16 protein-coding genes and 1 tRNA gene are annotated in these 23,015 nt (G+C 52.2%); 9 read left to right on the forward strand and 8 right to left on the reverse strand.

The annotated features are described in order from the left end of the window. Positions 1-122: 122 nt before the first annotated feature. Entirely contained in the window at positions 123-2,969 is a 2,847-nt protein-coding gene (rcsC, locus tag DA718_RS08710; protein WP_112213031.1) for a two-component system sensor histidine kinase RcsC, read from the forward strand. A gap of 43 nt (positions 2,970-3,012) precedes the next feature. Here the strand turns inward: rcsC and rcsB are convergent, their stop codons facing one another. Both rcsB and rcsD read right to left on the reverse strand, forming a co-directional pair. Beyond that, positions 3,013-3,663, reverse strand: coding sequence for a response regulator transcription factor RcsB (gene rcsB / locus DA718_RS08715; protein WP_110272326.1), 651 nt, complete (start codon positions 3,661-3,663; stop codon positions 3,013-3,015). 16 nt (positions 3,664-3,679) lie between these two features. Further along, positions 3,680-6,340 (reverse strand): phosphotransferase RcsD, encoded by a 2,661-nt coding sequence (gene rcsD, locus DA718_RS08720; RefSeq protein ID WP_112213032.1) that lies wholly within the window; start codon positions 6,338-6,340, stop codon positions 3,680-3,682. A gap of 773 nt (positions 6,341-7,113) precedes the next feature. On the opposite strand from rcsD, the gene DA718_RS08725 reads away from it, so the two are divergent. The 6 genes from DA718_RS08725 to mgtE all read left to right on the forward strand — a co-directional run bounded on the left by DA718_RS08725 (position 7,114) and on the right by mgtE (position 14,474). After that, entirely contained in the window at positions 7,114-8,208 is a 1,095-nt protein-coding gene (locus DA718_RS08725) for a porin OmpC (RefSeq protein ID WP_112213033.1), read from the forward strand. Between the two features lie 103 nt (positions 8,209-8,311). Continuing rightward, positions 8,312-9,364, forward strand: a complete 1,053-nt coding sequence (gene apbE / locus DA718_RS08730) for an FAD:protein FMN transferase ApbE (RefSeq protein WP_112213034.1) — start codon at positions 8,312-8,314, stop codon at positions 9,362-9,364. 72 nt (positions 9,365-9,436) lie between these two features. Further along, positions 9,437-10,501, forward strand: a complete 1,065-nt coding sequence (gene ada, locus DA718_RS08735) for a bifunctional DNA-binding transcriptional regulator/O6-methylguanine-DNA methyltransferase Ada (RefSeq protein ID WP_112213035.1) — start codon at positions 9,437-9,439, stop codon at positions 10,499-10,501. Further along, positions 10,501-11,151: a DNA oxidative demethylase AlkB gene (gene alkB, locus DA718_RS08740; protein WP_112213036.1), complete on the forward strand. Its 651-nt coding sequence runs from the start codon at positions 10,501-10,503 to the stop codon at positions 11,149-11,151. The genes ada and alkB overlap by 1 nt, the downstream gene beginning before the upstream one ends. A 74-nt stretch (positions 11,152-11,225) precedes the next feature. Then, positions 11,226-12,869: a multidrug ABC transporter permease/ATP-binding protein gene (locus DA718_RS08745; RefSeq protein ID WP_112213037.1), complete on the forward strand. Its 1,644-nt coding sequence runs from the start codon at positions 11,226-11,228 to the stop codon at positions 12,867-12,869. A gap of 168 nt (positions 12,870-13,037) precedes the next feature. Beyond that, complete coding sequence (gene mgtE / locus DA718_RS08750; protein WP_110272333.1) at positions 13,038-14,474, forward strand: magnesium transporter; 1,437 nt, start codon at positions 13,038-13,040, stop codon at positions 14,472-14,474. On the opposite strand, the gene DA718_RS08755 is transcribed toward mgtE, so the two are convergent. Further along, positions 14,437-15,684 (reverse strand): SulP family inorganic anion transporter, encoded by a 1,248-nt coding sequence (locus DA718_RS08755; protein WP_112213038.1) that lies wholly within the window; start codon positions 15,682-15,684, stop codon positions 14,437-14,439. The genes mgtE and DA718_RS08755 overlap by 38 nt on opposite strands. Positions 15,685-15,965: 281 nt before the next feature. Here DA718_RS08755 and mqo point away from each other — a divergent pair, with 281 nt between their 5' ends. Then, the gene (gene mqo / locus DA718_RS08760) at positions 15,966-17,600 is read left to right on the forward strand and encodes a malate dehydrogenase (quinone) (RefSeq protein WP_112213039.1); all 1,635 of its coding nucleotides are present in this window, start codon (positions 15,966-15,968) and stop codon (positions 17,598-17,600) included. A gap of 44 nt (positions 17,601-17,644) precedes the next feature. Here the strand turns inward: mqo and eco are convergent, their stop codons facing one another. The 5 genes from eco to DA718_RS08785 all read right to left on the reverse strand — a co-directional run bounded on the left by eco (position 17,645) and on the right by DA718_RS08785 (position 21,806). After that, on the reverse strand, positions 17,645-18,136 hold the full coding sequence (gene eco, locus DA718_RS08765; RefSeq protein ID WP_112213040.1) for a serine protease inhibitor ecotin: 492 nt from the start codon (positions 18,134-18,136) through the stop codon (positions 17,645-17,647). Between the two features lie 211 nt (positions 18,137-18,347). Next, positions 18,348-19,454: an AI-2E family transporter gene (locus tag DA718_RS08770; RefSeq protein ID WP_112213041.1), complete on the reverse strand. Its 1,107-nt coding sequence runs from the start codon at positions 19,452-19,454 to the stop codon at positions 18,348-18,350. 190 nt (positions 19,455-19,644) lie between these two features. After that, a tRNA-Pro gene (locus DA718_RS08775) sits at positions 19,645-19,721 on the reverse strand. Between the two features lie 77 nt (positions 19,722-19,798). Further along, positions 19,799-21,559: an LPS biosynthesis-modulating metalloenzyme YejM gene (yejM, locus tag DA718_RS08780; RefSeq protein WP_112213042.1), complete on the reverse strand. Its 1,761-nt coding sequence runs from the start codon at positions 21,557-21,559 to the stop codon at positions 19,799-19,801. 19 nt (positions 21,560-21,578) lie between these two features. After that, positions 21,579-21,806, reverse strand: a complete 228-nt coding sequence (locus DA718_RS08785) for a YejL family protein (protein WP_112213214.1) — start codon at positions 21,804-21,806, stop codon at positions 21,579-21,581. Positions 21,807-21,984: 178 nt separating this feature from the next. On the opposite strand from DA718_RS08785, the gene yejK reads away from it, so the two are divergent. Beyond that, positions 21,985-22,992 (forward strand): nucleoid-associated protein YejK, encoded by a 1,008-nt coding sequence (gene yejK / locus DA718_RS08790; protein ID WP_112213043.1) that lies wholly within the window; start codon positions 21,985-21,987, stop codon positions 22,990-22,992. The last annotated feature ends 23 nt before the right edge of the window (positions 22,993-23,015 follow it).

Below are 23,015 nucleotides of genomic sequence, written 5' to 3' on the forward strand. Positions count from 1 at the left end.
GTAATTGTTCTGAAAGGGTCGGGGTTATCCCCGGCCCTTTTTGTTTCCCCGTTGCGGGACTGTTATTTTATCGTTACCTTAACCCCATTCTGTTGAGCCCCTGACGGCCGAGCATCGCCACATTGAAATATCTAGCTTCTTTCCATACGACGTTAAAGGTTTCACGCTACCTGTTCAGAGCGCTGGCGGTACTGCTGTGGATGCTGATCGCTTTTGTCTCGGTGTTTTACATCGTTAATGCCCTGCATGATCGGGAATCGGAAATTCGTCAGGAATTTAATCTGAATGCCGATCAGGCGCAGCGTTATATTCAGCGCACGGCAGATGTTATCAAAGAGCTGAAATACGTCGTGGGTAACCGGCCAATGAATGGCAGTGAAGGCGGTGATGCGCCAGTACAGAATGGCGATATTGCGATCCCTAATTTTGAACCGCTATACCCTGATTCCGACTGCGCGCTAATGAGCACCACCTGGCGTAACTCTCTGCAGTCGCTAGCGTGGTTCATGCGCTATTGGCGCGACAACTTCTCTACGGCGTATGATCTCAACCGTATCTTTTTGATTGGCAGTGATAACCTCTGTATGGCTAACTTCGGCCTGCGGGATGTGCCGCTGGAGCGAGATCAGGCGCTTAAAGTTTTACATCAACGTATTGAGCAATATCATAATGCTCCACAAAACGAACGTGGCAACAACCTGTTCTGGATAAGCCAGGGCGTGCGTCCAGGCGTTGGGTATTTTTACGCGCTGACGCCGATATATATGGCTAACCGGCTGCAGGCGATGCTTGGCGTGGAACAAACTATCCGCATGGAAAGTTTCTTTACTCCGGGTAGTTTGCCGATGAACGTCACTATTCTTGACGATAACGGTCAGTCACTCATTTCGCTCGCCGGGTCAGACAGCAATATTAAACCTGACGCGAAGTGGATGCAGGAACGGTTATGGTTTGGCTATACCTCGGGCTTTCGCGAACTGGCGATGAAAAAAAGCCTGCCACCGTCATCTTTGAGCATCGTCTATTCAGTGTCGGTGGAACAGGTGTTAGAACGCATCCGGATGCTGATCCTCAACGCCATTGCGCTCAATATCCTGACTGGGGTTATCCTCTTTGCGCTGGCCCGGATGTATGAGCGGCGGATTTTTATTCCGGCAGAAAATGACGCCCAACGTCTGGAAGAGCATGAGCAGTTCAACCGAAAAATTGTGGCTTCCGCGCCGGTGGGGATCTGTATTTTACGTACGCTCGACGGCACTAATATCTTGAGTAACGAGCTGGCGCATAACTATCTCAACATGTTGACGCATGAGGACCGGCAGCGGTTAACGCAGATCATCTGCGGTCAGCAGGTGAACTTTGTTGACGTGCTGACCAGTAATAATACCAATCTGCAAATCAGCTTCGTTCACTCGCGCTATCGTAACGAAAACGTGGCGATTTGCGTGCTGGTGGATGTCTCAGCGCGCGTCAAAATGGAGGAGTCGCTGCAGGAGATGGCCCAGGCCGCAGAACAGGCCAGCCAGTCGAAATCGATGTTCCTTGCCACCGTCAGTCACGAACTGCGCACGCCGTTGTACGGGATTATTGGCAATCTCGATTTGCTGCAGACGAAAGAGCTGCCGAAGGGGGTTGATCGCCTGGTGACGGCGATGAATAACTCCTCCAGCCTGCTGCTGAAAATTATCAGCGATATCCTCGATTTCTCGAAAATTGAGTCCGAGCAGCTCAAAATTGAACCACGGGAGTTTTCGCCGCGTGAAGTGATGAACCACATTTCCGCTAACTACCTGCCGTTGGTGGTGCGTAAACAACTTGGGCTGTACTGCTTTATTGAACCCGACGTGCCGCAGCTGATGTCCGGCGATCCGATGCGCTTGCAGCAGGTTATTTCAAATCTGCTGAGTAACGCGATCAAGTTTACTGATACCGGCTGCATTATCCTGCATGTAGAGCGGGCGGGCGACTACCTACAAATTAGCGTGCGCGACACCGGAGAAGGGATCCCGGCAAAAGAAGTCGTGCGTCTGTTCGACCCGTTCTTCCAGGTCGGTACCGGCGTGCAGCGTAACTTCCAGGGAACCGGTCTCGGTCTGGCGATTTGTGAAAAGCTTATCAGCATGATGGATGGCGATATTGCCGTCGAAACGGAACCGGGCATGGGTAGCCGGTTCACTATTCGAATTCCACTGTATGGCGTACAAAATACGCCGCCGCTGATTGTTGATAGCCTGTCTGACAAATGCTGTTGGCTGGCGATTGATAACACCTCTTTGGCGCTATTTGTCGAGTCGTTACTGAAATACCACGGTATTCCGGTCCGTCGTTTTAAAGGGCAAGCGCCGGGAATGGATGATATTTTGCTGACCGATAGCGAGACTAATGCGGCATGGCCAGGAAACTCCGTGATTATCTTCTGCCGTCGGCATATCGGAATTCCGCTAGAGCGAGCGCCGGGTGAGTGGTTGCATAGCGTCACGACGCCGCATGAGCTGCTGCCGTTGCTCGGACGCATCTTCCATATCGCCGTCGATAGCGCGGAAAACGACCCCGTGCTATCCGCGCCAGAAACGCAAACTGCCGACAATGATGACATGATGATTCTGGTGGTGGATGATCATCCAATCAACCGGCGTCTTTTGGCCGATCAACTGGGATCTCTGGGCTATCAGTGCGTCACCGCAAACGATGGGGTCGATGCGCTTAACGTGCTGAGTAAACAGCATATTGATATTGTGCTCAGTGACGTCAACATGCCGAATATGGATGGTTATCGACTGACTCAGCGCATTCGTCAACTGGGATTGACGTTGCCGGTAATTGGCGTGACCGCTAATGCGCTGGCTGAAGAGAAGCAGCGCTGTCTGGAGTCCGGTATGGATAGCTGTTTATCCAAGCCGGTAACCCTTGATATTATCAAACAAACATTGACGGTCTATGCCACACGGGTGCGTAAGGGAAGGGCGTAAGGGATTTTCCCGGATAGCGTGACGCTATCCGGGAAGAGAGCGGTTAGTCTTTATCCGTCGAACTCAGAGAAACGGAAGAGAGGTAGTTCAGCAGGGCGATATCGTTTTCCACGCCGAGTTTCATCATCGCCGATTTTTTCTGGCTACTGATGGTTTTGATACTACGGTTCAGCTTTTTGGCGATCTCGGTAACCAGGAAGCCTTCGGCGAACAGGCGCAATACTTCACTCTCTTTTGGCGACAGGCGTTTGTCACCGTAACCACCGGCACTGATTTTTTCCAGCAGACGCGAAACGCTTTCCGGGGTGAATTTCTTGCCTTTCTGCAGTGCGGCCAGCGCTTTCGGCAGATCGGTCGGTGCGCCCTGTTTCAGTACGATCCCTTCGATATCCAGATCCAGTACCGCGCTCAGGATCGCCGGGTTGTTATTCATCGTGAGTACAATGATCGACAGATCCGGGAAATGACGCTTGATGTATTTGATAAGCGTAATCCCATCACCGTACTTGTCGCCGGGCATGGATAGGTCGCTAATCAGGACGTGAGCGTCCAGCTTAGGAAGATTGTTGATTAATGCCGTGGAGTCTTCAAACTCGCCAACAACGTTCACCCACTCGATTTGCTCAAGTGACTTACGAATACCGAACAGTACGATCGGATGGTCATCGGCAATAATTACGTTCATATTGTTCATGTATTAGGCTACCTTGCTACAGCAAGCTCTTGACGTAGACGTCAATGTCGCTGATATATTTTTCTATGCCTTGAGTATCTTTTTCACGAATCAGATGCTCAAGCGTTTCACATAATTGCTTGCCGGGTACCAGATTAAGCATAGCAAACGCCCCTTTGAGGCGGTGAGCGGTTTGCGCCAGCGCGGCTAAATCGCTCGTTGCCAGTTCATTATACAGCCTCTTAACATCATCTGGTACCGTGTCGGCAAACAGCGCGTAATAGCCGCTGGCATGCAGTTCGGCGTTACTCACGCTTTCAGGGGGAGAGTGCTGCCCCTCTTCATCAGCCAGTTGCTGCTCTATCAGCTGTAGAATAGCTTCCTGCATCGCGGTGCTGATATTAAAATTGACGCGGAGCTGACCTGGGCTAATCTTATGAATCCCGACTTCATCATCGCTTAAAAGCAAGCCTGAAGCAGTAAGATTAGACGGATTATCCGTTAAAAAGAGATCATATTGTTGACTTGTTATTCTATCATCCGACGAGATGCAGGTCGCGCCCCAGCTTTCGAGCTGGCGCGTAACGATACGGCGCACCTCATTAGAGGTAACATCAAGCAATACCACAACATCATCCAGTAGATGTTCCCCTGAATCACTCTCTTCTTCACTGGCCGCCATTTTAAGATGTAAGGAATAGCGGGTACCCAGCGACTCGCGGGCTTTGATATTCAACTGTCCACCGAGCTTGCGGGTCAGGCGATCGCAGAGCCAGAAGGTAAGGGCGTTAGCTTTACCATAGAGGTCTGACTGCGTCTCGTTGAGGAACGGGAAGTGCATATTATCGATTTCGTCACCGGAAACCCCATTACCGGTATCAAGAATACGGAAGGTCAGGCGATCGTCTGCCGACTCATCTTTACTCACTTCCAGAGTGATTTTGCCAATCTGAGTAGTGGTGACTGAGTACTGAATTAACAGTAAAAGTGTGCGGCGCAACGCATCACGATCACCATAACGTTGCTCATTTGCCGGTAGTGCATTGTTAATCAGTAGTTGCAGCCCTTTGCGTTTGATGATCGGTAAGACTTCAGGTACCACTTCATCTATGAGTCCCTGTATGGAGAACAGGCCCTGGGCGCTTTTCCAGTTATCACTCTCAAGGAGGTTTGCCAGTTGAATCTCATCCACCAGTTGTATCAGTTCATCTGCATGCTGGGCCAGCTTATGGCTTTCAGCAATACCGAGCGCCGCCGCTTCTTCTGCCAGCGTTTGCGCAGGTTGTTTTAGCGCAGCGCCGATATGCTGCATAAAGGCAGCGCGGCCTTGCTGGTTTTTCTCGTACAGACGTTGAGCCTGTTTGAGTTTCCTGGTGACCAGAACTTCACGATCCTGATCGCGAATGATGAAGATTTGCGTACGCGGCGAGACCTGGCTGCGGAACTGGCGAATTTCATACAATTCATTATTTACTGTGGCCTGAATGACGCCCTGGTGCTGATCGGCCATATTGATAATATTCTGCAGGTTCAAATGCGGCAGCAGATGATCGGCAATAGGATTGCTGATTATCGTACGGTTAGCCTCCTGGTCATGAACCAACAGCCCCAATGGCAGCAGCGAGACAATCTCTTCATGGATTGCGCGTTGGGCGCGCAATTCGCTATTGGCTGTCGAAGATACCGCTGTGCTGACCACGTCTTTACGGCCGCTGTAGTGGCGAAAGGTCGTGAAACCGAACAGCGTCAGCGCCAGCAGGCCGATATTCAACAGCAGCGGTAGCAAAATATTCTGTAAGGATTCCAGAATCAGCTCGCTGAAGGGCACCATCCAAACCAGCCGCATACCGGTGGTATTAATCGTGGTGGTAATTTCAATCCGCGGGGCATTAAAGTTGATGCTGACGATATCGGTGGCTTCTTTGTCCGGATTGTTGCTGATGCTTTGCGACGGATCGGGTTCAAGACGGAAGCTCTCCAGCGACATACTGGGAGGAATGAGATCGTTAATGGGGAGATCGAAAGCCACAACGGTCGCCAGGTGGCCCGGCTGGTTAAAAGTGGTGCGTAAAGTAAAGTAGTAACCGTTTTGCCATGCGAGATGACGCAGTGACGAAAATGTCTCACGTTCATCTAATGTATTTGCCTGGAGCAACATTTCGGCCCGTCGGGACTCCACGACGCTGCTGATGGTTGACTCTTTAAAGCTGGAGGAGAGATCTTTTAACGGCAGCGTTGAAACTAAAATAAGGCTGTTATCGAGTCCGTTAAGGTAATACATCGACCAGGGAATGGTCTCCGCGCCCCATAAGATGTCGAGATAGTTGGTGATTTTTTGCGTCATTTCCAGCGTTGAGCTGTCATGAGAGCCAAAAATCAGCGCTTCTGTTTTGCGCCTGGGTTTCTCCAGGTAGTAAACATCCTGCTTCAAACGCGTTTCTTGTAAACCGCTCTCTCCGGTTGTGCCGGGAGAGGTTGCCGCGATGTTGTCATATATTTGCCAGGTGGCGTAGCGCCAGGTATCAATACGCTTATGCAAGTCATAGCTGACATCGACAACCTGATAACTTTTGTCTTTCAGCCATGCGTTGACGGCGCTTTGAATCATGACCCCCATCGTCGCCAGCAGGACGATGACCATTAAAATGAAGAAACGGGTAATGTTGCCGGGGATCAGGGAAAATTTTTTCGGGGTCATCGTGTGAGAGTATGACTCATCAGTGTTTGTAAACGGAATGTTGCGCCCGGGTAACTGGGAGCAGGACGGATGCTATAGCCAGTATAAAGGCTAATGCCGTAAATCCATACAACTGAATATCATACATTGTTTTATTTGCCTTGAGATTCATCTTAGATCCGCGGCGGCTGACAAACATGAACAGTGCGATTGTTTTTGTACAATTACTTACCGATTTTTCAAATTAAATAGCATTAATTAACAAGAAATTGTGCGAATAACCCTAACTCGGCGCGTAAGTTGTTTGATTAATAACCGTTATTTTTTGTTATGCCAGGATGGGAATAATTAAAGATGTGTAAAGAAGGGTAAAAAAAACCGGATGCGAGGCATCCGGTAGAAATAGGGGTAAACAGACATTCAGAACTGAATGACGGTAATAAATAAAGTTAATGATGATAGCGGGATTAATTTTAGTCTCAGTTGAGATTTTTGTTTTACCATTCAGTGCTATAGGAGTGCAACCTAATAACATATTGATATTGCTTGATAATTTTAATTTTTTGATTATTAGTGCTTATTTAAATGGTCTATATCGAGATAAAAAAAGTTCCCTCTGATTTACAAATTGAAACATCTTGTGCGCATTTGGAAACATTTTAGAAGTTTTAGTATCATATTCTTGTTGGATTATTCTGTATTTTGCAGCACAATGAAATAGCCGACTGATTAGAAGGGTAATCAGTAAGCAGTGGCAATAATAAAAGGCATATAACAAACAGAGGGTTAATAACATGAAAGTTAAAGTACTGTCCCTCCTGGTACCAGCTCTGCTGGTAGCGGGCGCAGCAAATGCGGCTGAAGTCTATAACAAAGATGGCAACAAATTAGACCTGTACGGTAAAATCGACGGTCTGCACTATTTCTCTGACGACAAAGGTCAAGATGGCGACCAGACCTACATGCGTCTGGGCATCAAAGGCGAAACTCAGATCAACGACCAGCTGACCGGTTACGGCCAGTGGGAATACAACGTTCAGGCGAACAACACTGAAAGCTCCAGCGATCAGGCATGGACTCGTCTGGCATTTGCTGGTCTGAAATTCGGCGACGCGGGTTCTTTCGACTACGGTCGTAACTACGGCGTTGTCTACGACGTGACTTCCTGGACTGACGTTTTGCCGGAATTCGGCGGCGACACCTACGGTTCTGACAACTTCCTGCAGTCTCGTGCTAACGGCGTTGCAACCTACCGTAACTCTGACTTCTTCGGTCTGGTTGACGGCCTGAACTTTGCTCTGCAGTACCAGGGTAAAAACGGCAGCGTAAGCGGTGAAGGTTCGACCAACAACGGTCGTGACTGGAATAAACAGAACGGTGACGGTTACGGCACTGCTGTAACTTATGATATCTGGGAAGGTATCAGTGCTGGTTTCGCATACTCTCACTCTAAACGTACCAGCCAGCAGAACACTGTTCCTGCTCTGGGCCGCGGCGACAACGCTGAAACCTACACCGGTGGTCTGAAATATGACGCCAACAACATCTACCTGGCGACTCAGTACACCCAGACCTACAACGCAACTCGCGCTGGCAACCAGGGCTTTGCTAACAAAGCGCAGAACTTCGAAGTGGTTGCACAGTACCAGTTCGACTTCGGTCTGCGTCCATCCGTTGCTTACCTGCAGTCCAAAGGTAAGGATCTGGAAGGTTACGGCGACCAGGATCTGCTGAAATATGTTGATGTAGGCGCGACCTACTACTTCAACAAAAACATGTCCACCTACGTTGACTACAAAATCAACCTGCTGGACGACAACAGCTTCACTCGTAACGCCGGTGTTTCTACCGACGACATCGTTGCTCTGGGCCTGGTTTACCAGTTCTAAGCACGCTGAAGTTTCGAAAAAGGCGCCGATGGCGCCTTTTTTTATGCCCGGTTTAACCTTGCTGGTGTACTCTTTGAATCCCAGTAAGAGGAAGCCAATTTTTATGGATATCACTTTTTTCCGCGCCGCCCTGTTTGGGGTCTGCGTACTACTTTCAGGCTGTGATTCAGCCACCTCTCCACAGACGCCAAAATCTGCTGCCACCGTGCTGGATGGTAAAACCATGGGCACGTTCTGGCGAGTCAGCGTGATCAATGTTGATGAAGCAAAGGCCCAGGAGCTGCGCCAGAAGGTGCAGGCTCAGCTGGATGCCGACGATCGTCTGCTCTCAACATGGAAAAACGATTCGGCGCTGATGCGTTTCAACCATTCACCGAGCACCACCCCCTGGCCGGTCAGTGAGGCGATGGCGGATATCGTCACCCTATCGCTGAGCATTGGCGCTAAAACCCATGGCGCGATGGATATTACCGTCGGGCCATTGGTCAATTTATGGGGTTTTGGCCCGGATAAACAGCCGGTAAAAACGCCGGATGCGCAGCAAATTGCCGCGGCAAAAGCGCGCAGTGGGTTACAGCATTTGACGGTTATTAACCAGGCTGACAAGCAGTTTTTGCAAAAAGACATTCCGGATCTGTTTGTCGATCTTTCCACCGTGGGCGAAGGATACGCTGCCGATCACTTAGCGCGCCTGATGGAACAAGAAGGGATCTCGCGTTACCTGGTTTCCGTAGGTGGCGCGCTGGTGAGTCGCGGAATGAATGCCGAAGGGCAGCCGTGGCGGGTGGCGATCCAGAAGCCGACCGACCGCGAAAACGCCGTTCAGGCGATCGTTGATATTAACGGCCACGGTATCAGCACCTCCGGCAGCTATCGCAACTACTATGAGCTGGACGGTAAGCGCATCTCGCACGTTATCGATCCACAAACCGGGCGACCGATCGATCATAAGCTGGTTTCGGTGACGGTTATCGCCCCAACGGCGCTGGAAGCCGACGGCTGGGATACCGGACTGATGGTGTTAGGGCCGAAGAGGGCGCAGGACGTAGTGCGTGAACAGGGACTGGCAGTGTATATGATTATCAAAGAAGGTGAAGGGTTTAAAACCTGGATGTCGCCGCAGTTCCGCGCGTTCCTTGTCGGCGAGAAAAATTAAACCGCAAGATTTCGGGTTTTTGCTAACGGACTTCGGCCCAGACTGAAGATACACTTACTGCAGGAGTCCGTTATGAAACCGATGATGATTGATACCGATGAGCGTCGCTGGCAGGCTGTATGCGAGCGCGACATTCGTGCCGATGGCCAGTTCGTTTTTGCCGTACTGACCACCGGCATTTGCTGTCGTCCGTCCTGCCGTTCACGGCGGGCGCTGCGGGAGAATGTGCGTTTTTACCCCAACGTTGAAGCCGCGCTGGCGGCAGGGTTTCGCCCGTGCAAACGCTGCCAGCCGGATAAAACCGATCCACAGCAGCAGAAAGTGGAAAAAGTGGCCGCGGCCTGTCGTCTGCTAGAGCAAGAAACGCCGATAACTCTCGAAGCGCTGTCCCGTGAGCTTGCGGTCAGCCCCTTTCATTTTCACCGTCTTTTTAAATCCGTTACCGGAATGACGCCCAAAGCCTGGCAACAGGCCTGGCGCGCGCGCCGTTTACGCGAGGCGTTGGGTCAGGGGCGGACGGTTACGGACGCTGCTTTGGCCGCCGGTTTTCCGGATACCAGTAGCTACTATCAGCAGGCTGATGCCGCGCTGGGAATGACCGCCAGCCAGTTTCGCCGTGGCGGCGATGATACCGATATTACCTGGGTATGTGACGACGGCCCGCTGGGACGCTGCCTGGTGGCTGAAAGTGAACGGGGCATATGCGCCGTGCTGCCGGGTGATGACGATACGTCGCTACATGAGGAATTAGGCAAAATATTTCCCAATGCACGTCTGCAGCCTGGCGATGACGTTTTTCATCAGCGAGTCGCTCAGGTATTTGCGCATCTTAACGACCATCGCCAGCTAATCTCTTTGCCGCTGGATCTTCGCGGCACCGCTTTCCAGCTTCAGGTCTGGCAGGCTCTGCGCCAGATCCCGGCGGGAGAAACGCGTAGCTATCGCCAGGTGGCGCAAAGTATTGACCGTCCCCGCGCGGTCAGGGCGGTGGCAAGCGCCTGTGCCGCCAACAAGCTAGCAATGGTTATCCCGTGTCATCGGGTGGTTCGCGAGGGCGGGGCTCTGTCCGGCTATCGTTGGGGAATCGCGCGTAAAGCATTACTGCTAGCGCGCGAAGCGCAAACTGAGGAGAACTGATGCTCGATCTTTTTGCCGATACGCCGCCCTGGCAAGAGCCGCTGGCACCGGGGGCGGTAATTTTACGCCGCTATGCTCGCGAACGCGCCCCGGCCTTGTTGTTGGCAATTACTGATATTGCCAGCCGTTCGCCTTTTCGTCAGATGGTGACGCCTGGCGGCTATACGATGTCGGTCGCGATGACTAACTGCGGCGAATTGGGCTGGACTACCAATCAGCACGGCTATCTCTACTCTCCCGAGGATCCGCTGACGGGCAAACGCTGGCCGCCGATGCCGCCGCTATTGCGCGAGCTGGCCACAGAGGCTGCTTCTGCGTGCGGTTATGAGAGATTTGCGCCTGATGCTTGTCTTATTAACTGCTATCAACCGGGGACGAAGCTGTCGCTGCATCAGGATAAAGATGAGCACGATCTGCGCGCGCCTATTGTCTCTGTCTCACTGGGGCTCCCGGCAGTATTTCAGTTTGGCGGTAAACAGCGTAACGATCCGCTCCGACGGGTGCTGCTGGAGCACGGCGATGTGGTGGTCTGGGGCGGTGAATCACGGCTGTTTTACCACGGTATTCAGCCGCTGAAAGAGGGTACTCATCCCGACACCGGTAGCTGCCGCTACAATCTCACTTTTCGTCTGGCAGGCAATAAAGAATAAAAATAAGAATTATTCTTGCTGTCATCGGCGAGCAGTTTAAACTGCTGGCTGTTTTTGCTTGCCCGGGTTGTCTTATGGAACTTCTTCTTCTTGTCTGGCGTCAGTATCGCTGGCCGTTTATTTCCGTTATTGCTTTAAGTCTGCTCAGCGCGGCGCTCGGGATCGGGCTCATTGCCTTTATAAACCTGCGCCTGATGACCATTGCCGATACCTCGCTGACGGTGTTGCCGGAATTTTTGGGCCTACTGTTGCTGCTGATGGCGGTCACGCTTGGCTCACAACTGGCGTTGACCACGCTCGGGCACCACTTCGTCTATCGTCTTCGCGGCGAATTTATTAAGCGTATTCTTGATACCCAAATCGAAAAGATTGAGAAAATCGGCAGCGCGTCGCTGCTGGCTGGTTTAACCAGCGACATTCGCAATATCACCATAGCCTTCGTGCGCCTGCCAGAGCTGGTGCAGGGGATTATTCTGACCTTCGGTTCCGCCGCTTACCTGGCCTGGCTGTCGGGAAAAATGATGCTGATCACTGCGCTATGGATGGCGTTAACCATCTGGGGCGGCTTTATGCTGGTGTCGCGGGTCTATAAACATATGGCCTCTCTGCGCGAAACCGAAGACAAGCTGTATCACGATTACCAGACGGTTCTCGAGGGGCGTAAAGAGCTGACCCTTAATCGCGAACGCGCTGAATATGTGTTTAACCAGCTGTATCTTCCTGATGCTCGTGAATATCGCCACCATATTGTTCGCGCTGACACCTTCCACCTGAGCGCGGTGAACTGGTCGAATATTATGATGCTGGGCGCAATTGGCCTGGTCTTCTGGATGGCTAATAGCCTCGGGTGGGCCGATACCGCCGTGGCGGCAACCTACTCTCTGACGCTGTTATTTCTGCGCACGCCGCTGCTTTCCGCAGTTGGCGCGCTGCCAACGCTGCTCAGTGCCCAGGTTGCATTCAATAAGCTGCATAAGTTTTCCCTTGCGCCGTATCGCGCTGAATTCCCGCAGCCCCAGGCACATCCCCACTGGCAGACTCTGGAACTGCGCGATGTCGCGTTTCATTATCCTGATAACAGCTTTGCCGTGGGGCCGATTAATATGACCCTCAAGCGCGGAGAGCTGGTGTTCCTGATCGGCGGTAACGGTAGCGGCAAATCGACGTTGGCCATGTTGCTGACCGGGTTATATCAACCGGTTTCCGGGCAAATTTTGCTCGACGGTCAGCCGATGGCGGCAGATAAACCGGAAGATTATCGTAAGCTGTTTTCGGCGGTATTTACCGATGTTTGGCTGTTCGACAGACTGCTGGGCCCGGAAGGGAAAACGGCGGATTCAGCGCTGGTAGACAAGTGGCTGGGTTATCTGAAAATGGGTCATAAGCTTGAGCTGGATAACGGTAAAATTCTCGACCTGAAGCTGTCGAAGGGACAGAAAAAGCGCGTAGCGCTGCTGCTGGCGCTGGCGGAAGAGCGAGATATTATCATGCTGGATGAGTGGGCGGCGGATCAGGACCCGCATTTCCGCCGGGAATTCTACCAGGTGCTGTTGCCGCTGATGCAGCAAATGGGTAAAACCATTTTTGCTATCAGCCATGATGACCACTACTTTCAGCATGCCGACAGGCTGCTGGAAATGCGCGGTGGCCAACTTTCTGAGCTAACCGGAAAAGAGCGTGAACTGGCGACTCGCGATGCTGTTGCCCGTACTGCCTGATAACTTTGCTACATCCCGGAGGCGTTAGCCGTCCTCCGGGATTTCCTCTGGCTGCTTTTTTTTCCATCGACTAAATTCATAACGGTTATTATTTCCGCCTCCTCGCGCTATGCTTAAGGCTTCCGGCCTGCTGGTCTGACAGATATTTTTACAAGGATTGCCTGACCGATGTCCGTTTTGCATAAAAAAAGCGCCAGATTGCGCGACGAAGAGCGCGCCCGTCTCATTTGGTTGCTGAGCACCGATAAAGCCGTCACTTCCTCATTGCTGGGTAAATTAACCCTGGCTGAACGCTACGATGAAGGTACGTTGGCCGACGATCTGGCCGAAGTGGAAGTGCTGGTTTCTCACCTGCCGCCTCCGGATCTTGCCGATGCGCTCGAAGCGTTGCCTTACGACGCACGTAACGCGCTCTGGCGACTGGTGGCGGATGATAAACGCGGTGAGGTGCTGCTCGAGGCATCGGAAAGCGTCTGGGGCGATCTCATCGAAGAGATGAGCGATCATGACCTGCTGTTTGCGCTGCAAAATCTCGATATTGATGAACAGGTCTACCTGCTGCAACACTTACCGCGTGATCTGACCGGACGCCTGCTGGCGACGCTGCCTGCGGATAAGCGTGCACGTATTCGCCAGATGATGCGCTACGCCGATAATACCGTCGGCGCGATCATGGAATTCGAGGTCATCACCGTTCGCCCGGAAGCGACGCTTGCGGCGGTACAGCGCTACCTGCGGCGGCTAGGCAAAATGCCGGAAAACACCGATAAGCTGTTTGTGACCACCCGCAACAAGCTGCTGCTGGGCGAACTGGAACTACAAACCATCCTGCTTAACAATGCGCAGAAGCGGGTAGGGGAAGTGATGGAAGGCGATCCGGTTACCTTCCAGCCGCATGAAGATGCAGAAAAGGTGGCGCGAACGTTTGAACGTGACGACTTACTTAGCGCCGCCGTTATTGATGCTGACGGCAAGTTAATGGGGCGTTTGACCATCGATGAGATCGTCGATGTGGTCTACGAAGAGACCGACAACGATTTACGCCGAATGGGTGGTTTGAGTAATGATGATGACGTGTTTGCCCCGGTGAGCAAAGCGGTGAAAACCCGCTGGGCCTGGCTGGCGGTGAATTTGTGCACCGCGTTTATCGCCTCCCGCGTTATTGACGGTTTTGAACATACTATTTCACAATTGGTCGCACTGGCCTCGCTGATGCCGATTGTCGCGGGGATCGGCGGCAACACCGGTAATCAGACGATTACCATGATCGTCCGTGCAATGGCGTTGCAGCATATTCAGCCGGGAAGTTTCACCTTTCTGATTTTACGCGAAATGGGCGTTGCGCTGATCAACGGGATCGTCTGGGGCGGGATCATGGGCGCTATAACCTGGTGGCTGTACGACGATCCGCAGCTCGGTGGCGTGATGACGCTGGCAATGATGCTGAACCTGCTGATGGCGGCGATGATGGGCGTTATTATCCCGATGGTGATGGTCAAGCTGGGGCGCGATCCCGCAGTCGGCTCCAGCGTCATGATTACCGCTATCACCGACACCGGTGGGTTCTTTATTTTTCTTGGGCTGGCGACGATTTTTCTGATGTAGCCTGCGGTTTATTGCGCAGGCGGCGGGGAATCAAGGCCATTGAGACCAGACCCGCCAGGACGCCAATCGCCAGATTGCTGGTACCGACGGTTGCGCCGACGGTCACCAGCATCACCAGCGTTTCCGGCCACGGATTATGCGCCAGCTCCGTCGGACGAATACTGTGCCAGCTAAAGGTTTTCACCGCCACAATGACCATCACCCCGGCGAGAACGGCCATCGGAATTTTTGCCATCACTTCGCTTAATGCGGTCACTAACAGCAATAGCACCAGGGCAGCGGCAATCGTGGAGATGCGGCTGCGGGCTTTGCCCATTTCGACGTTAACAATGGTCTGGCCGATCATCGCGCATCCGGCAATGCCGCCATAAAACCCGGCAAGAATATTGGCAATCCCCAGACCAGCGCTCTCACGCGATTTACTGGAAGGGGTATGGGTCAGGTCATCGACTAATTTAGCCGTCAGCAGCGACTCCATCAGGCCGACAAAGGCGATACTGAGCGCGCAGGGCCAGATAATTTGCAGCGTTGTTAAGTCCAGCTGCACTATCAGGCTGGTCAATCCAGGTAATCCGCCGCCCATCGGGCCCTCATCGCCAACGGTAGGCAGCAGTTGGCCGCTAAAAACGGTAAACAGGGTCAACAGAACGATAGCAATCAGCGGTGAGGGGATGGCCTTGATGTAGCGCGGTGCCCACAGCACAATCAACAGCGTTAAAACAAACAAGCCGATAATCAGCGGCTGCTTGCTCCAGAAATGCGGTACCTGGGCGAAAAAAATGAGGATCCCTAGCGCATTGACGAAACCGGTCATCACCGCCTGCGGAATAAAGCGCATCAGGCGCGCCATACCGCATACACCAAACAAAATTTGAATCATCCCCGCAAGAATTACCGCAGGCAGAATATAGCCAACGCCATGTTGGTGCACCATTGGCCCGATGACCAGCGCGACTGAACCGGCAGCGGCAGTGACCATGGCCGGTCTACCGCCCAGTACCGACATCGCCAGACACAGCACCACAGAAGCGACCAGGCTAACCTTTGGGTCAACGCCAGCAATAACGGAAAAGGAGATAACCTCGGGGATCAGGGCTAGTGCGGTCAGCACGCCTGCCAGGGTTTCGCGCGTCAGTAGCGCGGGCGAACGCAGTATCTGGCTTAATGTGCCAGCGTTGCCGATGGTAGCGGAATCAGAAACAGGGGGCATAAAAAAAGTTCGCAGATTATAAAAAAACGGATGTGGTATCAGCCGATGCTTTCGTGCAGTCCGTCACAAAACCGGGGATGATAGCGCGGAAACAGACTTCACACCAGTACAAAATGTGATTTGCAATACACATTTATTAAACATTTTTATAACAGATCTCAAAACTAAACTTAAAATTTAAACAATATTTAAATTTTTTTTCTTCAGTGTTACCTTTGAAGCCGAGAATCGTTTCACCTGCGCTATATAACAAAAGCGAGTAAAAGTAAGGCTCAAATTCGATGAAGAAAAAGATGGCCGTACCCAGCTCACAGGCGGTTGGTTCCAATAACACTCGGACCAACACCCGCCATGAGCAAGAGACGGATGTATTGTTGATCGGCGGCGGCATCATGAGCGCCACGTTGGGAACCTGGCTCCAGGAACTGGAACCAGATTGGTCTATTACCATGGTCGAGCAGATGTCCAGCGTCGCGGAAGAGAGCTCAAACGGTTGGAACAACGCGGGTACCGGACATGCCGCGCTGATGGAGCTGAACTATACGCCGCAAACTGCTAACGGAATTAATATCGATAAAGCGGTTGATATCAACGAATCCTTCCAGATTTCTCGTCAGTTTTGGGCCCACCAGGTGACGCGCGGCATTCTCAATAAGCCGAAATCCTTTATTAACAGCGTACCGCACATGAGCTTTGTGTGGGGTGAGGATAACGTCAACTTCCTGCGCGCCCGCTACGCAGCTTTACAGCAAAGCGAACTGTTCCGCGGCATTCGCTACTCTGAAGATCATCAACAAATTAAACAGTGGGCTCCGCTGGTGATGGAAGGGCGCGATCCGCAGCAGAAAGTGGCTGCCACCCGCACGGAAATGGGCACCGACGTCAACTACGGTGAAATCACCCGTCAGCTGATTGCCGGGCTGAAAACTCATGAAAATTTCTCTCTCCAACTGGGTACCGTGGTGCGCCGTTTTAAGCGCAATGCCGACAAGAGCTGGACCGTGACGCTGGCGGATGCCAACAATCGTCATCAGAAACGCGTCATCAAAGCCAAATTTATCTTTATCGGTGCTGGTGGTGCAGCCCTGACCCTGTTGCAGGAAACCGGTATTCCGCAGGCCAAAGAGTATGCGGGCTTCCCGGTCGGCGGGCAGTTCCTGGTGTGCGAGAACCCGGAAGTGGTCGAGCATCACCTGGCGAAAGTCTATGGTCAGGCAGAGGTGGGCGCGCCGCCGATGTCGGTTCCGCATATCGACACCCGTATTATCGACGGTAAGCGCGTGGTGTTGTTTGGGCCGTTTGCCACCTTCTCAACGCGTTTCCTGAAAAACGGCTCGCTTTGGGATCTGCTGGCCTCCACTAATACCTCGAACATCATGCCGATGCTCAACGTGGGCCTGGATAACTTCGATCTGGTGAAATACCTGATTAGCCAGGTGCTGCAAAAAGACAAAGATCGTCATGCGGCGCTGTGCGAGTACTATCCTGAGGCGCGTAAAGAAGACTGGCGCTTATGGCAGGCAGGTCAGCGTGTGCAGATTATCAAACGCGATAAGAAGATAGGCGGCGTTCTGCGTCTCGGAACCGAAGTGGTCAGCGATGATGAAGGGACCGTGGCCGCGCTGCTGGGCGCATCGCCTGGGGCTTCTACCGCCGCGCCGATTATGCTGCAGCTGATGGAAAAAGTGTTTAAGGACAAGGTCGATTCAGCAGCCTGGCAGGCGAAGCTGAAAGAGATAGTGCCGAGCTACGGTACGCGTCTGGATGGCAATGCGGCAGAAATCGAAAAGGCGCTGGCGTGGACCAGTGAAGTGCTGGAACTACACTATGATCCGATTACCGTGACTGATGATGTTCCGCAGGCGGAGCTGAAGCCGCTGCCGGAAGGCAAACCTATTGCTGATATTGCGCTGTAACCCATTGTCCGGCGGCTCAGGCCGCCGGATTCTATCCTCAGGCATTAACGTTCAACGGCATTGCCGATGGTCTCGTCCGCTCTCCAGATACGATATTTCACTTCAATGTTAGCCGGGGTATACACCACGATAGGCAGTTTGCTGTTGTAGCGCAGCATTCCTGCATCACCCAGCCCTGCGGTTACAAATTGCTGCTCTTTTTTACCCTCCGGGCAGGCCATCATTGTTGAGACCGGCGAGGTCACTTTATCAAATACGTAGTAGTCGTAGCCCCAGCCTTCAAGGGTTTTGCTTTCTAGTTGACCGCCCAGGCGGTGACGATTGCAGTCGACTTCCAGCGTTTGGCCAATCATCAGCTCAACTTTCAACACCGATTCATCCTGCTGCTGCGGGAGCTGAATCACCTGACGTTTCATCCCTTTTTCAGCCTGCGGGTAGGGGGCAATTTTTTCTAGCGGCTGTTCTGCGGCCAGGGCGCTGGTGGAAATGCAGGCAACGGCCAGCAGGGAAACGGCGAACGTAGTGATTTTTTTCACGTGAGTAATCCTTTGTTATCAATCCTCAACAGCACAATAGTAGCATTATCAAGATGGAAGGTAGGTTGTGTTTACCAAAATTTTCACAATATATAGTTATAAATTCTGCTGAGATTGCGAGGGTAACGGCCTTAACTTAAGGATTACACTAAGTAATCACTTTTGTCATCGTGTTGAACAGGGGGAAGCCCCTGTTCATTAAGGTAATGCGCTACTCCTCGCGGTTTTTTCCCTCTTCTAAGAAGTCTTCATCTATCTCATCGATGTTTCCGGCGTGATCGCGCCCGGAAAGAAGGTTCCAGCAGGCAATAAATAGCGCGGCAATCAGCGGGCCGATAACAAAGCCATTGATACCATAGATTTCCATCCCACCAAGGGTAGATATCAGGATCAGATAGTCCGGCATTTTGGTATCTTTGCCCACCAGCAGAGGGCGGAGGATGTTATCCACCAGACCTATCACTATCACGAAGAAGCCAACGATAAAGGCACCTTGCCATATCTGTCCGGTGGCAAAAAGATAGACAGCCGCCGGGACCCAGATAATCGCGGAGCCCACCGCCGGGATTAGCGACAGAAATGCCATCAGCGCCCCCCACAAGATGCTGCCATCAATACCGACAATCCAGAACGCCAGCCCGCCAAGCGCGCCCTGGACAATCGCCACCGCGACGGTTCCTTTTACCGTTGCCCGCGCGACGGCGGCAAATTTGGCGAACAGGTGCTGTTTAACGTGATTTGACAGTGGTAAAGACTCAAGAATTTGCCTCACCAACTGCGGACCATCTTTCAGCAGGAAAAACAGTAAATAGAGCATGATGCCGAAGCTGACGGTAAAACCGAAGGTACCTTTGCCAATCAGGAATGCGCTCCCGGCAAGATACTGACCCCCTTTTAGGGCAACGTCAGAAAGCTGCTGCTGAATTTGGTCAGCGCTATCCAGGTTATGCTCAGAGAGGAAGCTGCGGGCCCATTCAGGCAGGTGTGCAAACAGGCTGGCGACTACCGTCGGAAACTGAGTGTCGTTGTGCTGTAGCTTGGTGTAAACCACATTCAATTCAAAGGCCAGCGACGAGAGAATAATCGCCAGAGGGGTGAAGACGATCAGACAAATAATGACGACGGTAAGCAGTGACGCAAGCCCGTTGCGTTCATTCAGGCGGCTACGCAGTTTGTTCTTAACGGGGTTGAAGATGACCGCCAGAATCGCCGCCCATAAAATAGCTGAATAATAAGGGGAAAGGACGTCGAAAAACGCGAGGGTGACGATCAGCAGAATCAGGATGAAAAATCCTTTTGTAAGTCCATTAACTCTCATGTAAATCCTTCAGGGAAATGACGTATACCATAAAATAATAGAAGTTTTTCCTCGATTTACAATCGGAGTGGTGGTGGTTTCTTGATAAAAACAGATGGGATAACTGAGCATTAAAAAACCCGCAAACTCAAAGAGAATGCGGGTTCTTAAGGGGTTACCGGTCGTTGAAACAACTTACCGATGAATGATTTGGTCGGCACGGAGAGATTCGAACTCTCGACCCTCGCCACCCCATGACGATGCGCTACCAGGCTGCGCTACGTGCCGATTTGTGGGGAACAATATTACCCGTTCCCCAACTGAATGCAAGCCGGGATATGACTGATTGATTCATAAATAATCAATCAGTTAGCGATGAAGCGTTTTTCATCGGTCAGCACCTGCAGCAGTAAGCTGAGCTGCGGTTTTTGAGCCTTAACCTTCTCACCTTCGCTGTTCCAGGTATTGTAAGTCCCGTTGTGATTGAGCACGATGGTGACTCTTGGCGTAGTAATTGCCAGCGTATCACTATTGGCTGCGGTCACCCAGGCGCGACGACGGGCGGCGCTAAACAGGTCTTCACCCTGGGAATACTCGTTTGCCGGAGTGGAAACGTGCAGCAGACGTTGCATCAACGTCGTCATCACGTCTTTGTTATCCGTCAACGTAGTAATTTCCTGTGCCGGTGTGCCGGGCCAGTGAATCACTAATGGAACCTGCAGTTGCTCACGAGACCAACCAAACTGGTCATGCTGAGGATTCAGTGGCATACCATGACCTGCCGTCACGATAACCACCGTGTTGTCCAGTTTGCCTGATTCGCGCAGCGCGTTCAGTACCCGGCCAATTTGTGTGTCGACATCGCCAGCGGCTCGGCTGTAGCGGCGAACAAAGTTTTGCTGCTGGCCGTTATCGAAGGTGGTGCCGTTGAGCGAAACCCATGAGAACCAGCGGTTTTCATCCTGGGCGTAGCGATCAAGCCAGTTAATCCACTGGCTTGCTGTTTGCTCATCGCTTTGCGTTTTCGCGACCGGCAGCGAGAAGTCTGAGAGCAGCGCCTGACGATAAAGCGGGCTGCTAAAACCGTCTGATGAGAACAGCCCCAACTGATAGCCCTGCTGATTCAGCGAGGTAATCAGTGCCGCAGGGATACGGGCCGACAATACGCCATCCATATAGCCTGGAGAAATTCCGTAGAACAGGCCAAAGAAGCCGCTGTCGGCGGTGTTACCAGAGCTCATATGCTGGGTGAAGTTGACGCTCTCTTTCGCGAAACCGGCCAGCACCGGCATGTTTTTCTCAAAGCGGGAGTAGTTAAGGTTATCAACGGTGATAAGCAACACGTTATAACCGGCGCCGAGATCGCGATAATGCAGATCGCTCAGCGGATACTGTACCGAGACCGCTTCCGGTGCGCCTTGCTCTACCAGACGGCGCTGATAGTCCTGTGCATCTAATAAACCGTGTTTTTCCAGGAAGCGGCGGGCCGTCATCGGATAGGAGAGCGGCAGATTCGCCCGCTGCATGGTTATCGGGCGATAGAAATTCGCATCCGCCCAGATATAGACCAGATGGCTGCTAATAAAAGAGATAAAGAAGAACCAGGCAACCGGACGGGCGTAGTGGCGACGACGCGTCAGACTTCGCAGCTTCTGCCAGCTCCAGGTTGCAAAGAGCATTTCCAGCAGGAAGATAACGGGCACGCTGATAAACATCAGCTGCCAGTCACGGGCCATCTCGTTCTGATCGGGGTTTATCACCAGTTCCCAGACAAAGGGGTTGAGATGCAGGTGGAAGCGAGTGAAAACTTCGCTATCGATCAGTAGCAGCGTCATACCTGCGGTCGCCAGAATGACCGAGATAAAACGCATTAAACGCTGTGAGATGACGATAAAAGTCAGCGGGAAAAGAATCAGCACATAGCTGGTAAAAACCAGGAAGCTGAAGTGACCAACGAGGCTGACGTACGAGAAAATACGTCCAGCAAGCGTCGTTGGCCAGTCGGCGACAAAAAGATAGCGACTGCCGAGCGCCATTGCCAACAACATGTTGAACAGGGCGAACCAGTGTCCCCAACTGACCATCTGGGAGACTTTTTCTCGGTAGGGCTGACGTAGAGTCACCATATACTGTTGTTCGTTATCCTTAGTGCGCCGGATCGTCGTTGATAGATGACTGCAACGCCTGGGCAAAAGAACGGGCGATAGCCTGACGCTGCGCCGGCGCGACGCTACTATTGATCAGGTTGGTCACCATATTGCCCAGCACCATCAGTGAAAGGTCAACGGGGGCTTTGTGTGTTTCCAGAACGCTCGTCAGCTCGCTGAGCAGCTGTTCGACTTGTTCATCGCTATAGCGGGATATTTGCGGCATAAACTCAAAATCTGTCTGTTCGTGAAAGGGCAACATATTACCGTAGCAGCGGCTTTTTTTCCGCATTTTTTCACCATGGCGTAAAAGCGAGCGGCTTCGCTCGTAAAGAGCGACGTGCTGGTTGCGTCGTCGTCCCTGCAGTGGTTGAATACTTCCCAGTCTAAAAGGAGAGTTTAACATGAGTCTGGATATCGACCAGATTGCCCTGCATCAGTTAATCAAACGTGATGAACAAAATCTGGAACTGGTGCTGCGCGAGTCATTGCTGGAACCGACTGCGACGGTTGTGGAGATGATGGCCGAACTGCATCGTGTCTACAGCGCAAAAAATAAAGCCTACGGTTTGTTCACCGAAGAGAGCGAGTTGGCTCAGTCCCTGCGTCAACAGCGTCAGGGTGAAGAGGAGTTTCTGCCATTTAGCCGAGCGGCGACCGGTCGCCTGCGTGACGAATTAGCGAAATATCCTTTTGCTGAAGGCGGTATTGTCCTGTTTTGTCAGTATCGTTATCTGGCAGTGGAATATTTGCTGGTAGCTGTGCTGAATAACTTAAGTAGCATGCGCGTTAATGAAGAGCTCGATATCAGTTCCACCCACTATCTGGATATCAATCACGCCGATATTGTTGCGCGTATTGATTTAACCGAATGGGAAACAAACCCGGAGTCCACCCGTTATCTGACCTTCTTAAAAGGCCGGGTAGGGCGTAAAGTTGCCGACTTCTTTATGGACTTCCTCGGTGCCAGCGAAGGGTTGAACGCAAAAGCGCAGAACCGTGGCCTGCTACAGGCGCTGGATGATTTCGCCGCCGATGCGCAGCTGGATAAATCTGAGCGACAGAACGTGCGCCAGCAGGTATATAGCTATTGCAACGAACAGCTGCAGGCCGGTGAGGAAATCGAGCTGGAGTCGCTGTCCAAAGAGCTGGCGGGCGTCAGCGAGAAGACCTTCCAGGAGTTTACCGCCGAACAAGGCTATGAACTGGAAGAGAGCTTCCCGGCAGACCGCAGCACTTTACGTCAGTTAACTAAGTTTGCTGGCAGCGGCGGCGGGTTAACCATCAACTTTGATGCCATGTTGCTGGGTGAGCGTGTGTTCTGGGATCCGGCAACGGATACCTTAACCATTAAAGGTACCCCGCCGAACTTGCGCGATCAGCTGCAGCGCCGAACCTCCGGCGGAAAGTAACTGACAAAAATCCCGGCGCTGAG

Origin of the sequence: Klebsiella huaxiensis, from assembly GCF_003261575.2 — a bacterium.
Classification (GTDB): Bacteria; Pseudomonadota; Gammaproteobacteria; order Enterobacterales; family Enterobacteriaceae; genus Klebsiella; species Klebsiella huaxiensis.